Genomic DNA, 20,830 nt, shown 5'->3' on the forward strand with positions numbered 1-20,830 from the left:
CAGTTCTAGAGTGGGACGTTGGTGCGTGCCGAGCGGCTGCCCGCGCCCGAGGGAGGAGCACCATGACGTATCTGGAGCGCATCCGGCGTCCCGCCGATCTGCGTCGACTCGCTGCGGACGAGCTCGAGGTGCTCTCCAAGGAGATTCGGGACTATCTGGTCTCAGCCGTGGCCAAGACGGGTGGGCACATGGGGCCCAACCTCGGCGTCGTCGAGCTCACCATCGCCTTGCACCGTGTCTTCGACTCGCCCCGGGAGCGGATCGTCTTCGACACCGGCCACCAGGCGTACGTGCACAAGCTGCTGACCGGGCGTCAGGACTTCTCGGACCTCCGGCAGCGCGGCGGCATCTCGGGGTATCCCTCCCGAGCCGAGTCCGACCACGACGTCGTCGAGAACTCGCACGCCTCCACCGCGCTGAGCTGGGCGGACGGCATCGCCAAGGCCAACGAGCTCCGCGGCCTGGGGGACCGGTCCGTCGTCGCCGTCATCGGGGACGGCGCGCTCACCGGGGGCATGGCCTGGGAGGCGCTCAACAACATCTCGGAGGGGCAGGACCGCTCCCTCGTCATCGTGGTCAACGACAACGGCCGCTCCTACGCGCCGACCATCGGTGGGCTGGCCCGGCACCTCGACGCCCTGCGCACCGCGCCGAGCTACGAGAAGGTGCTCGACTGGGGCAAGCGCACGCTCCAGCGCTCCGGCACGCCCGGCCGCATGGCCTTCGACGCCCTCCACGGCATGAAGAAGGGCCTGAAGGACGTCATCGCGCCGCAGGGCCTTTTCGAGGGCCTGGGCATCAAGTACGTCGGGCCCGTGGACGGGCACGACATCGCCGCCATGGAGGTCGCGCTGGCGCGCGCCAAGTCCTTCGGGGGACCTGTCATCGTGCACGCCATCACGGAGAAGGGGCGCGGCTACACCCCGGCCGAGGAGGACGTGAAGGACCGCTTCCACGCCGTCGGTGTCATTCATCCTGAGACCGGGCTCCCGGTCGCCCCCTCACGCTTCGGCTGGACCGCCGTCTTCGCGGAGGAGCTCGTGGAGATCGGGCGACGGCGGAGCGACGTGGTGGCGCTGACCGCCGCCATGCTGGCGCCGGTGGGTCTTGCGCCCTTCGCCGAGGAGTTCCCCGAGCGGGTCTTCGACGTCGGCATCGCGGAGCAGCACGCCGTCACCTCGGCGGCGGGCATGGCGTTCGCCGGCCTCCACCCGGTCGTCGCGCTCTACGCAACCTTCCTCAACCGGGCGTTCGACCAGGTCCTGATGGACGTGGCGCTGCACCGCGCCGGCGTCACGTTCGTGCTCGACCGCGCAGGCCTCACCGGCGACGACGGGGCGTCGCACAACGGCATGTGGGACATGGCGATGCTACGGACGGTCCCGGGGCTGCGGCTGGCGGCGCCGCGCGACGAGGCCACGCTGCGTTCCGAGCTGCGGGAGGCCGTCGCCGTGGAGGACGGGCCCACGGTCGTGCGCTACCCGAAGGGCGCGCTGCCGGCCGCGTTGCGGGCGGTGTCCCGCCACGGCAGCGTGGACGTCCTCGCGCGCCACGGCGGGGTGCCCCGGGTCCTGGTCGTCGGTGTCGGCGCCATGGCGCACACGGCCGTCGCGGTGGGTCGGGCCCTTGACGCCCAGGGGATCGGCTCCACGGTTGCCGACCCGCGGTGGGCACTGCCCGTCTCGGACGACCTCCTCGCACTGGCGCGCCAGCACGACCTCGTCGTGACCATCGAGGACGGGCTCGCGACCAACGGCGTCGGTTCTGCCCTCCGGGACGCCCTCGCGGCGGCCGGCACCGAAGTCCCGGTGCGCAGCCACGGCGTCCCGCTCCGGTTCCTCGAGCACGCCTCCCGCAACGAGCTTGTCGAGGAGCTGCACCTGCGCGGGCAGGACATCGCCCGCGAGGCGGCCGCCACCGTCGCGGCGCTGGTTCCCGACGCCGGCGAGGGCGCGTCGACGCAGCAGGTGCCGCCCGGGCACTGACGGCAGGACGGCTGGCGTGAGAGGCCCTTCCGCATGCTCCAGACGCCCCACAACCTGACGCGCGCGGGCTGCTGACGCACCCGAGCTGCGCCTCTCGGCATCCGCACGGGCTCATGCCCCGACGGCTGGCAGGCTCGCCTCGCCCGCCGCGTGGAAGCGCCGCCCGAGCACCGCTTCGGACGTGCCCGTGCGGTCCAGGTACGGCGTGAGGCCGCCGTTGTGGAGCGGCCAGCCGGCGCCCAGCATCATCGCCAGGTCGACGTCGGCGACGTCGTCCACCACCCCGTCCTCGAGCAGCAGCGCGGTCTCCTCGGCGAGGGCCCGCCGCACGCGGTCGAGCAGGCCGGCGGCGTCGAGCGGGTTCCCGGTGCGCCGGGAGCCGAAGAGCGCCTCGATGCCGGGATCCACGGGCGAGGTCGCGGTGGGCCGGCCTTCGAAGGTCACGAAGGACCGCCCGCTGCGGACGACCTCCGCGAGGCCGGGGGAGTCGGGGTAGCGATCGCCCAGCTCGCTGCGCAGCGTGACCAGCACGTGCTCCGCCACGGCCGGTCCGACCAGCTGGAGCAGCTGGAACGGTCCCATGGGCAGGCCCATCGGCACGAGCGCGCGGTCGGCGTCGGCGACGGTGGTGCCCTCCTCCAGGGCGCCCAGGACCTCGCCGAGGAGGCGCACCAGGAGCCGGTTGACGACGAAGCCGGGGGCGTCGGAGACGGCGACGGGCGTCTTCCGGCACGCCTGGGCGATCGCGAACGTGGTGGCGTACGACACGTCGTCGGTGCGCTCCGCCCGCACGACCTCCACGAGCGGCATCTGCGCCACCGGGTTGAAGAAGTGCAGCCCCACCACCCGCTCCGGGTGCTCGAGGTCCGCGGCCATCGCGGTCACCGACAGCGCGGAGGTGTTGGTCGCGAGGATGGCATCGGTGGCCACCACCTGCTCCAGCTCGGCGAAGACCTGCTTCTTCACCTCGAGCTCCTCGAACACGGCCTCGACCACGAGGTCGGCCCCGCGGAGGTCCTGGACGTCGGTCGTCACCCGCAGCAGGCCGCGCAGCTCGGCGGCACGCCGCTCGTCGAGGGCCCCGCGGCGGACGGCCTGGTCGATCTGGCCGTGCACGGCGGCCAGGCCGCGGCGTGCCCGCTCGTCGTCGAGGTCGCGCATGGTGACCGGGACGCGCAGCGCGCGGACCAGCAGCAGCGCCAGCTGTCCGGCCATCAGCCCGGCCCCCGCGACGCCCACCGAGCGGATCTCGCGCGGCTCGACGCCCTCGGGCCTGCCCTTCGGGCGGCGGGAGCGGCGGCCCACGAGGTCGACGGCGTAGAGGCTGGCGCGCAGCTCGTCGGTCATCACCAGGTGGGTCAGGGCCTCGTCCTCGTTGACGAAGGACTCCGCGCGTGAGCGCGTGCGGGAGGCCGCCACCGTCCTCAGGGCCAGGGCGGGGGCCTCCGCGCCGCCCGCGGCGCGGGCCTGCACGAGCCCGTGGCGCGCGTCCACGGCGGCCACCCAGGCGTCGTCGCCGGCCGGGTCGGCCGGGTGCGGCGAGGCGGGCCCGGCGACCAGCCGCCGCACCGGGATCTGACCGTCGATGGCCTGCCGGAGCCACTCGATCGCGGCGCGCGGCACGCCGCTGCGGGCGAGGGACGAGACCTGCTCCACGGATGGGCCGGCGGGGCCCGCGCCCGCAGGGGCACCCGCGTCCGTGGCGTCGGCGCCCGCGCCGGCGGGGCCCGCAGCGGCCGCGGGACCCGAACTCGCCGTGCGCGCCGCGCCGGCGGCTCGCTCGGCCGCGGCGGCTCCCTCACCCGCCGGCCCGCCCTCGCCGGTGACGGAGACGACGCCCTCCCGAGTGGCCGGCGTGGTGAGGACGACGTCGACCAGGCCCAGCGCCAGCGCGCCGCGCGCGTCGAGCAGCCGGTTGTTGCGGGCCGGGTTGTCCACGATGATCTGTAGCGCCGCGTCCGGCCCGAGCAGGCGAGGCAGGATCGTGCACCCGCCCCAGCCTGGGACGAGGCCCAGGTAGGTCTCCGGGAGCCCGATGGCGCGCACGTCCTCGGCGACCGTGCGGTAGTCGCACGCCAGTGCCAGCTCGAGGCCGCCGCCCAGGGCCGCGCCGTTGAGGTGCGCGAGCGTGGGCACGGGCAGGTCGGCCAGGGCCGCCACGATCTCGTGCCCCAGCTCTGCCACCGCGCGGACCTCCGCGGCGTCGCCGGCCTCGCGGATCCACTTCAGGTCCGCACCGGCGAGGAAGGACCGGCCCGTGCCGGTCACGACGACGGCGGCCAGGTGGCCCTCGTCCGCACGCTCGCGGGCCGCGGCGAGGGCGTCGGCGACGTTGCGCAGCCCGCGGGGGCCGAGGCTGCACGGCCGTTCGGTGCCGTCCTCCGGAGCGAGCGTCAGCACCCGGACGGTGCCGAGGTCGGTCACCTCGATGTCGGTGGTGCGGACGATGGTGACGCGCTCGGTGTACGGCGCGGGCGTCGTGGCGGCCACGGGCTCTCCTGGATAGACGGCACTGTCGGTATCGGGTAACCGGTCAGGAGCCTACCGGGGCCGGCGCCTCGCCGTCGTGGCACTCACGGCTGGTGACCGGGCCGCCGCCACCGGCAGCGCCGCGGCGGCGCGCGCTGACCGCGGCGACGCTGACCACCTGGGCGTGGCGGCCCGGCCGGAGCCCCCGGCCGAGGGTCAGGCGACGTCGGCGACGGCGCGCGCCAGCGGCCCGGAGACCAGCTCCACCTGCCACTCGCGGGCCCCGAGGGCGGCGAGGCGGTCGCCCACCTGCGCCGGCGTGGGCCGCGGGCCCGTCTCCCAGGCGAAGCGGCGCTGCGTGGCGGGGCTGAGCAGGTTCTCCTGCGGCAGCGACAGCTGCTCGGCCAGGCCGCGCACACATGCGCGCACCGCCTCCAGCCGTGCCGCCGCGTCGGGGTTCTTCTCGCCCCACGCCCGCGGGGAGGGCAGCTGGTCCGGGTCGCGCGGCGCGCGGCGGGGCGGCAGCTGCGACTCCGGCAGTGCCAGCGCCCGGCTGATGGCGGCCTGCCAGTAGGCCGCCCGCTGCCGGGTGCCGCGGCCGGAGAACTCGCGGATCCGCACGAGCTGGCCCTCGGTGCGCGGCAGCGCCAGCGCCGCGGCGACGATCGCCGTCGCGGGCAGCACGCGGCCGGGGGAGCGGTCGCGCTGCCGGGCAAGCTCCTCGCGCGCCAGCCACAGCTCGCGCGCGACGGCCAGTCCCCGGGGGCTGCGCACGGCCTGCAGGCCCGAGGTGCGGCGCCAGGGGTCGACGCGCGGCGCCGGCGGCGGGGCAGTGCGGACGTGCTCGAACTCCTGCAGGGCCCAGGTGAGCTTGCCGGCCGCCTCGAGCTGGGCGGTGAGCGTCTCGCGCAGCTCGACGAGGAGCTCGACGTCGAGGGCCGCGTACCGCAGCCAGGACTCCGGTAGGGGCCGGGTGGACCAGTCCGCCGCGGAGTGCTCCTTGGCCAGCTCGTAGCCGAGGTTCTCGGCGACGACGGCCGCGAGGCCCACCCGTTCCCGCCCGAGCAGGCGCGAGGCGAGCTCGGTGTCGAAGAGCGCGGCCGGGACCAGGCCCAGCTCGTTCAGGCACGGCAGGTCCTGGTCGGCGGCGTGCAGCACCCACTCAGCCGGGTTGAGGACCTCCGCCAGCGCCGACAGGTCGGCGAAGGGGACGGGGTCGAGCAGCACCGTGCCGGAGCCGGCGCGGCGCAGCTGGACGAGGTACGCCCGCTGGCCGTAGCGGTAGCCGGAGGCCCGCTCGGCGTCGACGGCGACCGGTCCGGTGCCGCCGCGGAGCGCGGCGACGGCCGCCTCGAGCGCCGCCGGGGTGTCGGTGACGGCGGGGACGCCCTCGGCCGGCTCCGTCAGCGCGATTGGCGGCAGCGCGCCGGTGCCCGGGAGCGCGACGGGCGCGGCGCCGGCGGTGCCGCCAGCGGGTGCGCCGTGTCCGGCGGCGGGTGCGGGGTCCGCGGGTGCGCGCGGGCTGCTGCGGGCCGCGGGCGCGCGGCCACCGGGGGCGGCGGCTCCCGCCGCGGAGACGGAGGCATCGGTCGGCACGGCGACCACGGTACGTCCACGCCCCGCCGCGATGCCCTCGGCACGCTCAGCGGCGCGGCGTGAGGGCGGTGACATTCGGCGGCAGCGGCTCCAGCCCGGCGGCCGCGCAGGTGAGCGCGGCCCAGGCCTGGAGGTGCGGGCCCAGGTCTGCCGTGGTCGGCGTCCACGAGGCGCGGATCTCGATCTCCACCGAGCCGCCGCGCAGCTCCAGGCCGCCGAAGGTCTCCGAGAGCACGCGCGTGACGGTCCCGGAAAGGTGGTGGAAGCCCACGCCGGCCTCGGTGAGGGCGTCCGTCAGCCAGGTCCAGCCCACCTCGCCGAGCAGGGGGTCCGCGCCCAGCTCCTCCTCCAGCGTGGCCTTGGCCATGACGATGACCCGGAACGTGCCGTGCCAGGCCTCCTGGCCCGCCGGGTCGTGCAGGACGACGAACCGGCCGTGCCCCAGGAAGGCGTCCGGGTCCATGGTCCGGGGAGCGGCGTTGACCTCGCCGGTGAGCGCCAGGGCGTACGGCGCGATCCGCGAGGGCGCCGGGACCTCCTCCAGATGGAGCTCCGGACGCAGGCGGTGCCCGCGCAGGCTCTCCAGCGCGGCCTGGAAGTCCGGTGGTGCCACCGGGACGTCTTCCCTCACACGCCCAGGCTAGGTGCGCGGGGCCGCGCGGGGGAGAGGCGCGCCGGGGGCCGGTGACTACACTGACGCGGACCCCTCGGGACGCCGATCCGGACCTGCCGGGACGCGCCCGCACGACAGCTGCCGAGCCCGGGCCTGCCAGGCCGCGGCCCCCAGACGCGCGAGAAGGACCGCCCACCCATGACAACCCGCCCCATCACGCCGGTCATCCTCGGAACGGACGTCGGCGTGTACTCGATGGCGCGGTCCTTCCACGAGGCCTACGGCGTGCGCTCCCTGGTCGTCAGCGAGGGCCCGCGCGGCCCCATCGACCACTCCCGGATCATCGACAACGTCTACATGGGGCCCGGCGCCGACGACGAGCGGCTCCTGGCCACCCTCGACGGCATCGCCGCCGCGCACCCGGACGGCAAGCCGGTGCTCATGGTCAACGTCGAGCACCACATCGACCTGGTGCGGCGCGAGCGGGCCTGGCTGCAGGAACGCTTCGTCGTCCCGACGCCCCCGGACGCCGTCATCGAGCGGGTGGGCGACAAGGGCGTGCTCGACCGGGTGCTGCGCGCGGAGGGGGTGGCCAGCCCCGCGCACGTCGCGGTGGACATCCCCAGCACCGACCGCCGGGACTGGGCCGGCATGCTGGGCGACCTGGCCTTCCCCGTCGTGGTCAAGCCGGCCACGTCCGGCGAGTACGAGACGCTCACCTTCCCCGGCCGGAAGAAGGTCTTCTCCGCCGGCACCGCCGAGGAGGTGCTGGACATCCTCGGGGCGGTCAAGGAGGCCGGCTTCGGCGGCGAGATGCTCGTCCAGGAGCTCGTCCCCGGTGACGACACGTTCAACCGGGTCGTCAACGCCTACGTCGACAGCAACGGCGAGATGACCATGGCCGCGTCCGGGCAGGTGCTGCTCGGGCTGCACCAGCCGGCCTTCCTGGGCAACGCCGCGATCACGCTCGTCGAGTACGACGCCGAGCTGGTGTCCACCGTCCGGCGGGTGCTGCAGGCGGTGGACTACCGCGGCTACGCCAGCGTCGACCTGAAGATCGACCCGCGCGACGGCGTCCCGCGTCTGCTCGACATCAACCCGCGCATCGGCCGGTCGAACTACTACATCAACGTGGGAGGGGCGAACCCGGTGCGGGTGATGGTCGAGGACCAGGTGCACCACCGCCGGCACGCCCCCGAGCTCGCCACCGAGACCGGGGTCTTCCACTACGTGCCGACGTTCGTGCTGCCGCGCTACCTCACCGACAAGGCGCTGCTGGCCAAGGTGCGAGGGGTGATGCGCCGCCGCCGCGCCGTGCACCCGCTCGACTACCCGGCCGACCGCAACCCCCGCCGCTCGCTGTACCGGCTGCTGCACGGCGTCAACCAGGTGCGCGCCCTGCGCACGTACTACCCGCGCCCCACCGGCACCGGCTTCTGAGCACGCCCGGCCGCCGACCCATCGACGACCTTCCGCAGAGGAGCTCCATGACCGTCACGGTCCGACCCCTGGACGACGAGACGTACCTGCGCCTGGCGGGCGACGTCCCGCTGCCGCTCGAGCAGGCGCCCGCCTGGGACGCCTTCGACCGGGCGGTGCCGGGGCGCCGCCCGTGGCGGCGGCTGGGCCTGTGGGAGGGCGAGGAGCTGCTGGCGCTAGTCTCCCTGACCGAGATGCGCGGCCGCGGGTTCCGGTACCTGTGGGCCAAGCACGGGCCGGTGTGGCTCGCCGAGCAGACCCCGGCGCGGGAGCGGGCGGCCCGCGAGGCGCTCGTCGCCGGCGTGCGCCGCGCCGACCGTGGCCTGGCGTTCGTCCGCCTGCACGCGCGGCACCGCGCCGACGACCTGCACGAGCTGCTGCAGACGGTGACGTTCGACCGGACGGTCGTGCTGGACCTCGCCCGCGAGGAGGAGGAGATCCTCGCCTCGATGAAGAAGCGCGGGCGGCGCGACGTGCGCAAGGCGCTGCGCGACACCACCATGACCGCCGGCGAGGAGACCGGACTGAGCCGCGAGCGGTTCCACGAGCTGTACCAGCTGCTGGTGGAGACGAGCGGCCGGGACGGGTTCGGGATCTCCGACGAGGACGTCTACTGGACGATGCTCGACTCCCTCGGGAAGCACGCCCGCATCTTCGTCGCCCGCCGGGAAGGCCGGCCGCTCGCGTGGGGCATCGTCACCGTGCACGGCGCCCACGCCAGCTACTACTACGCCGCCTCGAACGCCGAGGGCCGCCGCTCCGGCGCCGCGGACCTGCTGATCTGGCACATGGCCACGGCGCTGCGCGCCTCGGGCGTGCGCGTCCTCGACCTCATGGGCATCGACTCCGACCGGGCCCCGCAGCTCAGCGGCGTGCGCGACTTCAAGACCAAGTTCAGCGAGGAGGTCACCGAGGTCGACGGCGCCTGGGACGTGCCCGTGCACCGCGCCTGGTACCGGGCCCTGGTCGTCGCCCTCGCCGCCAAGCGGGGCGCGGTCGGCATCGTCCGGGAGGCGCCCGGCCGCGCGCGGGTGCTCGCCGCCCGGCTGCGGCCAGCCCCCAAGGAGGTCGCAGCGGACGCCGGTGGCACGGCGGGTGTGGACGCTAGTCGCGAGGCGGGTGCGGGCGCCGGTGGCGAGGCGGGCGCCGGTGGCGAGGCGGGCGCCGGTGGCGAGGTCACGGACGCCGGCAAGGCCGGTGCGGCCGTCGGCGAGAGCGCCCCGCAGGGCAGGCCCGCAGCGGCTGCCGGTGGGGACGCCGGGAAGCCCGCCAGCGGCTCCTGAGCCGACGGAGAGGTCGGGGACCCGTCAGGGCGCCTGAAGGGTGGCGCGCCATCCCTGCCGTCAGGGCGCGGCCGCCGTATCCCGGACCTTCGTCCGTGGCGTGACCGACACGGTCCGCCCAGCCCACTGCGGCGACCGCCACAACTTAATTACGGCACGTGACGCTTTCGTATATGTAGGTTAGGGTCACCTTCGTTAGGTGATCCTCCCTACTGATACCTGGAGACCTCGTGCGTCCGATCTCCCGCCGCGGAACCGTTGCCACCGTCGGCACGACCGCCCTGGCCCTCACCCTCGCCGCCTGCTCGTCCTCGACCGCCTCCGACTCCCCGGCCGAGGCCGAGACTGAGGCGGGCACGGTGACCGTGGAGCACGCGCAGGGCGCCACCGAGATCCCGGCGGACCCGCAGCGGGTGGTGGTGTTCGACATGGGCACGCTGGACACGCTCGACGCGCTGGGCCTGGGGGAGGAGGTCGTGGGGGTGCCGAAGGCGTCGGTGCCCTCGTTCCTGGGCGAGTACGAGTCGGCGGACCTCGCCGACGTGGGCACCCTGCAGGAGCCCGACCACGAGGCCCTCGCCCGGCTGGACCCGGACCTGGTGCTGGTCGGCTTCCGGTCGGCGGCGGCCTATCCGGAGCTGAGCAAGGCCTTCCCCACGGTGGACGTGACGTACGAGTTCACCGAGGGCCTGGCCGGGGCGGAGCGGTCGGCGGCGCTGGTCGGGGAGATCTTCGGCAAGGAGGCCGAGGTCGAGGAGCTGGTGGCGCAGCTCGACGCGCAGGTCGAGGAGATCCGCCCGGCCGGGGAGGCCGCGGGGACCGGGATGGTGCTGCAGACCTCCGGCGGGGAGGTCACGCTCAACGGGGCGGCGTCGCGGTACGGGCCGATCTTCACCGACCTGGGCGTGGCCGAGGCGCGGACCGGCGTGGCGGCCGCGCAGCACGGGGAGGTGGTCTCCTTCGAGCTGATCCGGGACGTCAACCCGGACTGGATCTTCGCCGTGGACCGTGACGCCGCCATCGGGCAGCCCTCGGGGCAGGCCGCGGAGCAGGTGCTGGACAACGAGCTGGTCGCCGCGACCACGGCGTGGCAGACCGGCCAGGTGGTCTACCTCGACGGGGAGCGGTGGTACGTCGTCATGCACGGCCTGAACAACATCCAGGCCATGCTCGACGAGATCGGCGGAGCCCTGGCCAAGTGACGGCCGCACCCACCGCCGCCGGGCGTGGTGTCCAGGACACCGCGCCCGGCGCGGCTGTGCCCGCCGTAGCCGCGGTGACCGCCGTGCCCGCGCACGTCGCCGTCGTGCCCGGCGTCGCGGCGCGACGTGACGGTGCGCCGGAGGTCCGGGGGAGGTCCCTGCCGCAGGCGTCCGGGCCGGGGCACGGGCACAGCAGCCTCGCCCGGCCCGGCGCGCGCTGGCAGCGGCTGCAGCTGCTCGGTGGTCTGCTCGCGGTCCTGGTGCTCGCCGCCGTCAGCCTGTTCGTGGGCGTCTCGGACCTCAGCCCGGTCGACGTGCTCACGGGTGAGCTGGGCGCGGAGCAGGTGCAGACGCTGCTGGTGTCGAGGGTGCCGCGGACGCTGTCGATCGTGCTGGCGGGCTCGGCGATGGCGGTGGTGGGGCTGGTGATGCAGCTGCTGGTGCGCAACAAGTTCGTCGAGCCCTCCACGGCGGGGACCACGGAGTCGGCGGTGCTGGGCCTGCTGGTGGTGACGATCGTGGCCCCGGGGCTGCCGCTGGTGGGGAAGATGGGCGTGGCGGCGGTGTTCGCGCTGGCGGGGACGGCGTTGTTCCTGGGCATCTTGCGGCGGATCCGGCTGCGTTCGGTGGTCGTGGTGCCGCTGGTGGGTCTGATGCTCTCCGGGGTGGTCGGGGCGGTCTCGACGTTCGTGGCCTACCGCGCGGGCCTGCTCCAGGCGGTCTCGTCCTGGACCACCGGGGACTTCTCCGGCATGGTCCGGGGCCGCTACGAGCTGTTGTGGGTGGTGGGCGCGTGCGCGGTGGTCGCGTACCTGGCGGCGAACCGGTTCACGGTGGCGGGGCTGGGGGAGGAGTTCACCACCAACCTGGGGCTGAGCTACCGGCGGGTGCTGGCCCTGGGGCTGGCGATCGTGGCGGTGACCTCGGCGGTCGTCGTCGTGGTGGTGGGCGCGCTGCCGTTCCTGGGCCTGGTGGTGCCCAACCTGGTGAGCCTGGCGATGGGGGACTATCTGCGCCGGTCGCTGCCGTGGGTGGCGCTGGCCGGGGCGGGGTTCGTGCTGGTGTGCGACCTGATCGGGCGCCTGGTGATCTTCCCGGCGGAGATCCCGATCGGCGTGGTCGTCGGCGTGGTGGGCGCCGGGCTGTTCTTGTACCTGCTGCTGCGCCGGCCCGCCGATGCGCGCTGAGCCGGCGCCGACCCGGCCGGCGGGCCGGCCGGGCGGGCGCCAGCACCCCGCCGGGCCGGGGTTGCGGCTGGCGGTGCTGGGCGCGGCCGCGGTGGCCGTGGGGGTCTTCTTCGTCGCGTTCGGGGCGCTGGACGCGTTGGCGCTGATGGGGCCGATGCGGGCGCGGCGGCTGGCGACCATGGTGCTGGTGGGGGTGGCGGTCGCGGTCTCGACGGTGCTGTTCCAGACGGTGACGGAGAACCGGATCCTGACCCCGGCGATCATGGGCTTCGACGCGCTGTACGCGCTGATCCAGACCGGGGCGGTGTTCGCGCTGGGCTCGACGGCGGTGATCGCCGTGGCGCCGGTGGCGCGCTTCGGGCTCGAGGTCGCGGCGATGCTGGTGTTCTCGGCGCTGCTGTTCCGGTGGCTGTTCGGCGGGGCGCGCCGCTCGCTGTACCTGCTGGTGCTGGTGGGGATCGTGTGCGGGACGTTCTTCCGGTCGCTGTCGGCGTTCTGGCAGCGGGTGCTCGACCCCAACGAGTTCCTGGTCGTCCAGGACCGGCTGTTCGCCTCGTTCACCGCGGTCGACCCGGCCCTGCTGGCGGTGTGCGCGGTCGTGGTGGCCGGGGCGTGCGGGTGGGTGTGGACGGCGCGGCGGGAGCTGGACGTGCTGCTGCTGGGCCGGGACAACGCCGCCGCCCTGGGCGTGGACCACCACCGGCGCACCCTGGCGGTGCTGGTCGCGTGCGCGCTGCTGGTGTCGGTCTCCACCGCCCTGGTCGGGCCGATCACCTTCTTCGGGCTGCTGGTGGCGAACCTGGCCTACCAGGTCGCCGGCAGCCACCGGCACGCCGTCGTGCTGCCCGCCGCGGCCCTGCTGGCGGTGATCACCCTGGTGGGCGGGCAGGCGGTGCTCGAGCACGTGTTCGGCCTGGACACCGTGCTGTCCGTCATCATCGAGTTCCTGGGAGGCATCGTGTTCATCGCCCTGCTGATGCGAGGGGCCAAGCGGTGATCGAGACCCACGCGCTGACCAAGCGCTACGGCGCCGCGGTGGTCGTGGACGACGTGTCGTTGTCGCTGCCGGCCGGCGGGGTGACGTCGATCATCGGGGCGAACGGGGCCGGGAAGTCCACCGTGCTGGGCATGATCGCGAGGCTGCTGCGGATGGACGGCGGCACCGTGTCCGTCGACGGGCTGGACGTGGCCCGCACCCCCTCGGCGGAGCTGGCCAGGCGGCTGTCCATCCTGCGCCAGGACAACCACCTGGCGGTGCGCCTGACCGTGCAGGACCTGGTCGCCTTCGGCCGCTACCCGCACACCCGGGGCCGGCTGACGGCCGACGACCGCCGCCACATCGCCGCCGCGATGGACTACCTGGACCTGGGCCCGCTGGCCGGGCGGTTCCTCGACGAGCTCTCCGGCGGGCAGCGCCAGCGCGCGTTCGTGGCCATGGTGCTGTGCCAGGACACCGACTACGTGCTCATGGACGAGCCGCTGAACAACCTGGACATGAAGCACGCGGTGGCCATGATGCAGCTGCTGCGCCGCACCGCCGACGACCTGGGCAAGACCGTCGTCGTCGTCGTGCACGACATCAACTTCGCCTCCTGCTACTCCGACCACATCGTCGCCATGAGGGACGGCAAGGTGCTGTGCCAGGGCGGCCCGCAGGACATCATCACCCCCGAGCGGCTGCGCGCCATCTACGACATGGACGTCACCGTCGAGGTCATCGGCGGCCGCCGCATCGGCATCTACTACCAGTGAGGCTGTGGCCCACGTCGCGCGGGTCGGCGCCGGGCCCCGGCCTGCGCGCCGCCTAAGGTGTAGGCCTGCCACGAGCCCGGCGCCCGCGCGGCGCACCGGGCTGGCGAACACCCTCGGCGCTCCTGGCGCACCCAAGCACGGACCCAGGCAGGGCCGGCGGCGGCAGGCACCGGGGTGACCGGCACACGGATGACCGAGCCGGGGAACGACCGGCACACGGATGACCGGCCCGGCGCGCCGGGGCGGCACGGACAGGAGAGGCGGCGGGTGAGCGAGACAGCGCGGACGGGGGTCCCCGAGCGGCCGGCCCAGCAGCAACCGGCACGCACCGATCTCTTCCGGTACCTCACCACCGACCTCGCCGGCGAGTACCGCGCCATCATGGGCCTGTTCACCGGCACGCTCCTCGCGGACCTCTCCGCGGCGGAGGTCAGCGCCGGGCTCGCCGGCGCCGGCGTGGTCCTGTCCGTGGACGACGTCACCGCGCGGTGCGAGCAGCTCGAACGTTGGGGCAACCTCGTCCGCGGCATCCGGGACGCCCGCGTCGCCACGGTCCACGACTACGTCCGCTCCCGCGCCCGCTACCAGGCGTCGAAGCTCGGCGTCCGGGTCCACCGCGAGGCGGAGGCCCTCCTCGCCGCCGGCGACGGCGCCCGCGAGGTGGCCCGCGAGCTCCTCGGCGTCACCGCGGAGACCCTCGAGCGCCTCACCGGCCGCCTGCGCGCCGCCACCCCGGCCAGGCCCGCCGACGCCGAGGCGCTCTCGGGCGACGTCACCTCGGTGTTCAACAACCAGCGGCTCTTCTCGGACAGCGTCCGCGACTTCTACGCCTACGTGAACACGGTCCTGACCCGCTACGACCTCGCCGGTGAGGAGTACCAGCAGTTCAAGGGCCTGCTCCTGGACTACATCGACATGCTGACCGCGGACGTCGCCCACCACGCGCCCGTCGTCGCGCGACGGTTCTCCGAGCTCGCGCCCTACCTCGACGACCTCCTCGCCGCCCTCGCGACCCTCCCCACGCTGCAGGCGCCGGACTCGCGCACCGAGCGGCTGCCCGGCCGCACGCGGGAGGACTGGGAGCAGATCCGCGCCTGGTACGTCGGCACGGACGGCCGCTCGGGGCCTCAGACCCTGCGGATGGCCGCCGACCAGGCCCTCGGGCAGCTCCTGGCCAACGCCAAGCGGATGCTCGCCGGCGCCGGGACCGGCGTCAGCCGCCGGGCCGACCTGCTCAAGCTCGCCACCTGGTTCGACGCAGCCGAGCCGGAGGACGCCCACCGCCTGTACGCGGCGGCCTTCGGCACCTTCCCGAGCCGGCACCTGCTGGGCGGCCCGGAGGAGCCGGACCCGCGCGACGGCGCCACGACGTCCTGGTGGTCCGCCACCCCGGTGGAGGTGCCGATCAGCCTGCGCGAGCGCGGCGACCGCAGCGCGCGCGGGCGCACGGCCTCGGTGCCCGACCCCGGGCTGGACCGCGAGCGGCTGCTCGCCCAGGCCGAGGAGGAGGCCGACGCGCGGGCCACGGCCGTGGACGAGCTCGTCACCGCCGGCGACCTCGACGGCGCCCGGCTCTCCCGGCCCGCCCTGAACCTGCTCCTCGGCCGGCTCACGCGCCTCCTCGGCCAGCACCCCCAGCTCGACGGCCCCGCGACGTCCACCGACACCGACCTGGGGCTCGAGCTCGCCGCCCGGCCCGACCCGGCCGGGCGCACCGTCCTGCACACCCCGGACGGCGCGCTCACCGTGCACGGGCTCGTGCTCACGGCGGCACCGACGGCCGCCCGCCAGGAGGTGCCGGCGTGACCGCCCGCACCGCGGAGCTGGACGCGGCCGAGCGGCGCGAGGCGGCGCGGGCCCTGCTGCGCGCCCCGGTGCTCACCCGCGGCCGCCACCAGGAGGAGCTCGAGCTGGTCCGGCGGCACGCCCCGGCGCTGCGGCAGACGTTCGCCGCCGCCCTGGGCTACCGGCTGGTGGTCGAGTCCGGCTTCGCCCGGCTCGTCAAGCACGGCCTGGCACCGGACGCGCCGGTGCGCCCGGCCTGGCGACGGGCGGGCGGCCAGCCCTTCGCGCCCCGCACCTACACCTACCTCGCGCTCGTCTGCGCCGGTCTCCTCGCGCCCGGCAGCGCGGAGCAGGTGCTGCTCAGCGTCCTGGTGGAGCAGGTCCGCGCGGACGCCGCGGCGGCCGGCGTGACGGTCGACGACACGCTCGCCGACCGCCGCCACCTCGTCCAGGCCGTCGCGCTGCTCATCGACTGGGGCGTGCTCACGGAGACCGACGGCACGGTCGCGGGCTGGGGCGACCGGCACGACGAGGCGCTGCTCGACGTCAACCGCGCGCTGCTGCCGCACCTGCTCGCGCGCCCGCTCCGCGACGTCCGCTCCGCCCAGGACCTCCTGGGCGAGCCCGCCGCCGACGACCTCGGTCTCGAGACGCCCCGGCGGACCCTGCGCCGCCGCCTCGTGGAGGACCCCTTGGTGCGGCGGGAGGACCTCACGGAGGCCGAGCAGGTGGTCCTCTCCCGCGAGCGGGCCGCGCTGTCCCGCTCCCTGGCGGACTCCTTCGGCCTCACCCTCGAGGTCCGTCAGGAGGGCGCCCTGGCCTACGACGTCGCCGGCGAGGTCACCGACCTCCCCTTCCCGGGCCAGGGCACGGTCTCCCACGTCGCGCTCCTGCTCGTCAACGCCCTCGTCGACGACCTGGACGCCGGGCCGGGGTCCACCGCCGTCGTCGACGGCCGCGCGGTGCCCGGAGCCCTGGCCCCGTGGCCGGCGGTCGTGGACGCCGTGCACCTGCTCGTCGAGCAGTACGGCTCCACGTTCGGCGAGGCCTACGCCGCCGACCCGGCGCTGCTCCAGGCGGAGGTCGTCGCCCGGCTCGAGGCCGTGGGCCTGGCCCGCGGCACGCCCGCCGGGCTCGTGCTCCACCCGGCGTGCGCCAGGTACCAGCCCGAGCCCCAGCGCGCGCCCCGCCGCCCGGCTGCCCGGCCCGTGCCCGCCGACGACCCGCAGCAGGACAGCCTCTTGACGTCCCTCGAGGAGAACCGATGACCGAGCAGCCGACCGCGCCAGGCGCGGCGAAGGACCACCCGTACCGCTGGCGGCTGCACCGGGCCGGGATCGTCAACGTGTGGCACTACTACGCCGAGACCTTCGACTTCTCCGGCGGCCGGATGATCCTGCGCGGGACCAACGGCTCCGGCAAGAGCCGGGCCCTGGAGATGCTGCTGCCCTTCCTCCTCGACGCCGACCGGCGCCGGATGGACTCCACCGGCTCGGGCAAGGTCCGCCTCGACGAGCTCATGAAGGTCGGCGCGGAGGGCCAGGGCAACCGGCTCGGCTACCTGTGGCTGGAGCTGCTGCGCCACGTCGACGGCGCCGGCCCCGAGCACCTCACCCTCGGCGCGCTCGTGCGCTGGTCCGCCAGCTCGGGCGACGCGCGGGTCTGGTACTTCACCACCCCCCTGCGGGTGGGCCGCGAGCTGGAGCTGCTGGACGCCGACCGCCAGCCCATGTCCCGGGAGCGGCTGACCGAGCTGGTGGGCGCCGACCGGGTCACCGACAACCCGGAGGCCCACCGCGAGCGGGTGCGGTCGGTGGTGTTCGGCCTCACCGGCCCCGGAGCCGGGGAGCGCTACGACGGCCTGCTGCAGCTCATCCGCACGCTCCGCTCGCCGGACGTGGGGAACCGGATCGAGGAGGGCCACCTCCCGCGGATCCTCGCCGACGCCCTCCCGCCGCTGTCGGAGGCGACGCTCGACGACGCGGGCGGCCGCCTGGACGACCTCTCAGAGTCGCGCGAGTCCCAGCGCCGCCTCGCCACCGCGCTCGAGCACGTGACCACGTTCCTCGACACCTACGGCCGGTACGCGGCCGCCACCCTCGGCGGGGCGGCCGCGCAGACCCAGGCCGCGGCGCGGGAGGCGGAACGGGCGGCCGCCGCCGCACGGGACGGCGCCGCGCGCGGCGAGGAGCTCGCCACCCGGCACGCCGAGGCGGAGGCCGCAGTGACCGCGCTGAGCACCGAGGTCGACGAGCTCGCCGCGGCCGTCGCCGGCGTGAAGGACTCGGCGGCCTACCGCGCCGGCCGCGACCTCGTGCTGCGCGACCGCAACGTCGCCACCCTCGCCCAGCACGCCCGGTCCCAGCTGGCGGCCGCCGAGGACGCCCGGCAGGCCGAGGCCGACGCGGTCGCGGGCGCGGACGACCTGGCCCGGGAGATCGCCGCGGAGTCGGCCGAGGCCGCCGGCACGCTCGCCGCGGCCCGCGACGGCCTGGCGGGCGCGCACCTCGCGGACGCGCTGCCCACGGTCCCGGCGACGGACCTGCGACCCGCCGCGGCGCTGAGCGAGCCCGTGCGCACCGACCTCGAAGGCGCGCCCGCCCGGCTCGAACGCCCGGTGCCGCTGGTCGTCGCGGCGGACGCGGACGGGCTGGAGCAGGCGGCCGCCCGCGTGCGCGAGGTGGCCGCCGCGGCGGGCGCCCGTGCCGGCGAGGCCGGGAACCGGCTGCGCGGCGTGGAGGACGTGGCGCGCGCCCGCGCCGAGGCGGCCCAGGCTGAGCACGCCGCCGCCGACGCCGACGGGCGCGCCGACGCCGACGAGGTCACGGCGCGGGAGCGGACCGCGGAACGCGACCGCGCCGCCGGCGAGCTCGCCGAGGCCTGGTCGGCGTGGACGGCCCTGCCGCGCACCCGGGAGCTGCTCGGCGAGGTCGACTGGGCCGCCGGCCCCGTGGGACGGCTCACCGACGGCGGCGCCCCCGGGGAGGACCCCGACGAGACCGACGCGCCCTCGCTGCGCGAGCTCGACCGCGCCGCCACCGAGGCGGCCGAGCGGGCCCGGGACGAGCTCGCCCGCACCGCGGCGGGGCTCGACACGGCCGAGAAGGACGACGCGGCGACCCGCAGCCGCCACGGGGCCGAGCGGCGCGGGCTGCTCCAGGCCCGCGACCCCGAGCCGCCGGGGGCCCCGTGGGCGGGCGCGCTGCCCGAGGGCACGGTCCCGCTGTGGCGGGCCGTCGACTTCGCCGAGGGCCTGACCGAGGACGAGCGGGCCGGCCTCGAGGCGGCGCTGCTCGCCTCCGGGCTCCTGGCCGCCGGGGTCGGCCCGGACGGCTCCCTGCGCGCCGGGGACGGCCAGACCCTCCTCGTGCCCGCCGCCCCGCCGGCCCAGGCGCCCCTGCGCGCCGCGCTCGTGCCCGACACGGCCGGGCCCGTGCCGGCGACCGCCGTCACGACCGTCCTGGCCCGGATCGGGCTGGGCAGGGACAGCCACGTGACGTGGGTGGACGTGGACGGGTCCTGGGGCAACGGCCCGCTGCGCGGCAAGCACACCGCACCCGCCGCCCGGCACGTCGGCACCGCGGCGCGCGAGGCGGCCCGGGCCGCCCGGCTGCGCGAGCTCGACGGCGCCCTCGCCGAGCTGGACGAGCGGGCGGCCGACCGGGCCGGGGCGCGCGAGCGGCTGCGCACCGCCCGCGCCGAGCTCACCGAGCACGTGCGCGGCGCGCCGTCGACGGCGCCGCTCGCGCGGGCCCGCACCCTCGCCCGTGAGGCGGGCCGGCAGGCCGGCCGCAGCCGCGCCGACGCCACCCGGCTGCGTGAGCGCGCCGTCGCCCTGCACGGGGCGTCGCAGGAGCAGGAGCGCACCCACCGCGACCTGTGCGACCGGTCCGGGCTGCCGCACGACGCCGACGGCCTGCGCGCCGTCCGCGAGACGGCCCGCTCCGCCCAGGATCTCTGCGCCCGCGGTGCCGCGGCCCTGCTGACCCTGGCCGGCCGGTGGCGCCGCCACGCGGAGACGCTTCAGCGGCTGGAGGCGTACCGGACCAAGCGCGAGGCCGCCGAGCGGCGCGCCGAGGACGCCTGGGCCGAGTGGCACCGCGAGCAGGCGGAGGTCGCCGCGCTGCAGGAGAACCTCGGCCAGGAGGCGGACGAGGTCCGCCGGCGGCTGCACGCGGCCGAGGAGTCCCACGCCCGCGCCCGCAGGGAGCTGGCCGCCGCCCGCGAGGCGGCCCAGCGGCTCGGCGAGGAGCAGGCCGTCGCCCGCCGGGACGCCGAGACGGCCGCCGACGCCGCCGCGGCGGCGCAGCGGCAGCTCGCCGCCGCGGTGGACCGGCTGCGCCGGCTGGTCGCCCTGCCCGGGCTGCTCGCCGCCGCCACCGGCGACACGGAGGCCGAGCCGCCCGCGCTGGCCGCCGCCGACCCGGTGACGCCGGCAGGGGCAGAGGAGGCGGCCGCCGTCGTGCGCGACGCGGTCGCCGGGGCCGGCACCGCCGACGTCAACGCGCTCATGCGCGCCCGCCAGAAGCTCGAGGCCGCGCTGCAGGGCGGCGTCGACGTGCTGCACACCGTGACCGAGGACGTGCACCTCGTGGAGCTGGTCGACGGCGCCGGCCGGCTGCCCGTCGCCCGGGCCGCCGGGCAGCTGCGGGACCGCGTGGCACGCGCCCGGGAGGCGCTCACCGGCCGGGAGCACGAGGTCTTCACCAACTTCGTCCTCGGCGGGGTGGGCGAGGAGCTGCGCCGCCGGCTCGCGCAGTCGGAGCAGCTGGTGGCGGCGATGAACGAGAGCCTGCGCAGCATCAGCACCTCCCACGGCATCGGCGTCCGGCTGGCCTGGGTGCTCGACGCGCCCGAGGGCAGCCGCGTGCACCGCATCCGCGAGCTCGTCGCCGCGGCGCCGGGGGAGGAGGACCGGACCGACGAGCTGACCACCCTGCTGCGCGAGCTGGTCGAGGAGCAGTTCGCCCTCGACGAGACGGCCGGCTACGCCCAGCACCTGAAGAACGCGCTGGACTACCGCGCCTGGCACCACATGCGGGTGACGATCCTCGGGCCAGGCCCGCAGGACCGCCGGGAGCTGCGCGGCCGGGCGAAGCTCTCCCAGGGCGAGACCCGGTTCGTCAGCTACGTCACCCTCTTCGCCGCCGCGGACGCGTACCTGTCGGGGCTGGGCGACCGGGCGCTACGGCTGGTGCTGCTCGACGACGCCTTCGCCAAGGTCGACGAGCCCACCATCGGCGAGCTCATGGGCCTGCTGGTGCGGCTGGACCTCGACTTCTGCATGACGGCGCACAACCTGTGGGTGACCTACCCGCAGGTGCCGTGCGCCGACGAGTACGAGATCCTCCGGTCCGAGGGCACGCCCGCGGTGGCGGTGCACACCCACTGGGACGGCCACGCCCGGCACCTGCTCACGGCCTGAGGGCGCGGCCACGCAGCCGCAGCAGGTCGCCGGGCCGTGCCGCCGCGAGAGCCC

General features: G+C 75.9%; 13 protein-coding genes. 10 read left to right on the forward strand and 3 right to left on the reverse strand.

Features of this window, described 5'->3' with window-relative positions; all coding sequences use genetic code 11:
- Positions 1–62: 62 nt before the first annotated feature.
- Positions 63–1,985 carry a 1-deoxy-D-xylulose-5-phosphate synthase gene (gene dxs / locus ACF0H8_RS10865; RefSeq protein ID WP_395288944.1) on the forward strand — a complete coding sequence of 641 codons (1,923 nt, stop codon included), beginning with the start codon at positions 63–65 and terminating at the stop codon, positions 1,983–1,985.
- A 111-nt stretch (positions 1,986–2,096) separates the two neighbouring features.
- On the opposite strand, the gene ACF0H8_RS10870 is transcribed toward dxs, so the two are convergent.
- The 3 genes from ACF0H8_RS10870 to ACF0H8_RS10880 all read right to left on the reverse strand — a co-directional run bounded on the left by ACF0H8_RS10870 (position 2,097) and on the right by ACF0H8_RS10880 (position 6,681).
- Positions 2,097–4,475 (reverse strand): 3-hydroxyacyl-CoA dehydrogenase NAD-binding domain-containing protein, encoded by a 2,379-nt coding sequence (locus ACF0H8_RS10870; RefSeq protein WP_395288945.1) that lies wholly within the window; start codon positions 4,473–4,475, stop codon positions 2,097–2,099.
- Positions 4,476–4,670: 195 nt separating this feature from the next.
- Complete coding sequence (locus ACF0H8_RS10875; protein WP_395288946.1) at positions 4,671–6,050, reverse strand: HRDC domain-containing protein; 1,380 nt, start codon at positions 6,048–6,050, stop codon at positions 4,671–4,673.
- 46 nt (positions 6,051–6,096) lie between these two features.
- Positions 6,097–6,681 (reverse strand): DUF3000 domain-containing protein, encoded by a 585-nt coding sequence (locus ACF0H8_RS10880; protein WP_395288947.1) that lies wholly within the window; start codon positions 6,679–6,681, stop codon positions 6,097–6,099.
- Positions 6,682–6,861: 180 nt separating this feature from the next.
- Here ACF0H8_RS10880 and ACF0H8_RS10885 point away from each other — a divergent pair, with 180 nt between their 5' ends.
- The 9 genes from ACF0H8_RS10885 to ACF0H8_RS10925 all read left to right on the forward strand — a co-directional run bounded on the left by ACF0H8_RS10885 (position 6,862) and on the right by ACF0H8_RS10925 (position 20,776).
- Positions 6,862–8,103: an ATP-grasp domain-containing protein gene (locus ACF0H8_RS10885; RefSeq protein WP_395288948.1), complete on the forward strand. Its 1,242-nt coding sequence runs from the start codon at positions 6,862–6,864 to the stop codon at positions 8,101–8,103.
- A gap of 47 nt (positions 8,104–8,150) precedes the next feature.
- Positions 8,151–9,425, forward strand: a complete 1,275-nt coding sequence (locus ACF0H8_RS10890; RefSeq protein ID WP_395288949.1) for a lipid II:glycine glycyltransferase FemX — start codon at positions 8,151–8,153, stop codon at positions 9,423–9,425.
- Positions 9,426–9,655: 230 nt separating this feature from the next.
- Positions 9,656–10,627, forward strand: coding sequence for a siderophore ABC transporter substrate-binding protein (locus ACF0H8_RS10895; protein WP_395288950.1), 972 nt, complete (start codon positions 9,656–9,658; stop codon positions 10,625–10,627).
- On the forward strand, positions 10,624–11,814 hold the full coding sequence (locus ACF0H8_RS10900; RefSeq protein WP_395288951.1) for an ABC transporter permease: 1,191 nt from the start codon (positions 10,624–10,626) through the stop codon (positions 11,812–11,814). The genes ACF0H8_RS10895 and ACF0H8_RS10900 overlap by 4 nt, the downstream gene beginning before the upstream one ends.
- Complete coding sequence (locus tag ACF0H8_RS10905) at positions 11,804–12,811, forward strand: iron chelate uptake ABC transporter family permease subunit (RefSeq protein ID WP_395288952.1); 1,008 nt, start codon at positions 11,804–11,806, stop codon at positions 12,809–12,811. The genes ACF0H8_RS10900 and ACF0H8_RS10905 overlap by 11 nt, the downstream gene beginning before the upstream one ends.
- Positions 12,808–13,566 (forward strand): ABC transporter ATP-binding protein, encoded by a 759-nt coding sequence (locus ACF0H8_RS10910; RefSeq protein ID WP_395288953.1) that lies wholly within the window; start codon positions 12,808–12,810, stop codon positions 13,564–13,566. The genes ACF0H8_RS10905 and ACF0H8_RS10910 overlap by 4 nt, the downstream gene beginning before the upstream one ends.
- A gap of 267 nt (positions 13,567–13,833) precedes the next feature.
- Positions 13,834–15,372 carry a TIGR02677 family protein gene (locus ACF0H8_RS10915; RefSeq protein ID WP_395288954.1) on the forward strand — a complete coding sequence of 513 codons (1,539 nt, stop codon included), beginning with the start codon at positions 13,834–13,836 and terminating at the stop codon, positions 15,370–15,372.
- Entirely contained in the window at positions 15,369–16,619 is a 1,251-nt protein-coding gene (locus tag ACF0H8_RS10920; protein WP_395288955.1) for a TIGR02678 family protein, read from the forward strand. The genes ACF0H8_RS10915 and ACF0H8_RS10920 overlap by 4 nt, the downstream gene beginning before the upstream one ends.
- The gene (locus ACF0H8_RS10925) at positions 16,616–20,776 is read left to right on the forward strand and encodes a TIGR02680 family protein (protein WP_395288956.1); all 4,161 of its coding nucleotides are present in this window, start codon (positions 16,616–16,618) and stop codon (positions 20,774–20,776) included. The genes ACF0H8_RS10920 and ACF0H8_RS10925 overlap by 4 nt, the downstream gene beginning before the upstream one ends.
- Positions 20,777–20,830: the final 54 nt, after the last annotated feature.

This window comes from Georgenia sp. AZ-5 (assembly GCF_043952095.1).
Taxonomy (GTDB): Bacteria; Actinomycetota; Actinomycetes; order Actinomycetales; family Actinomycetaceae; genus Georgenia.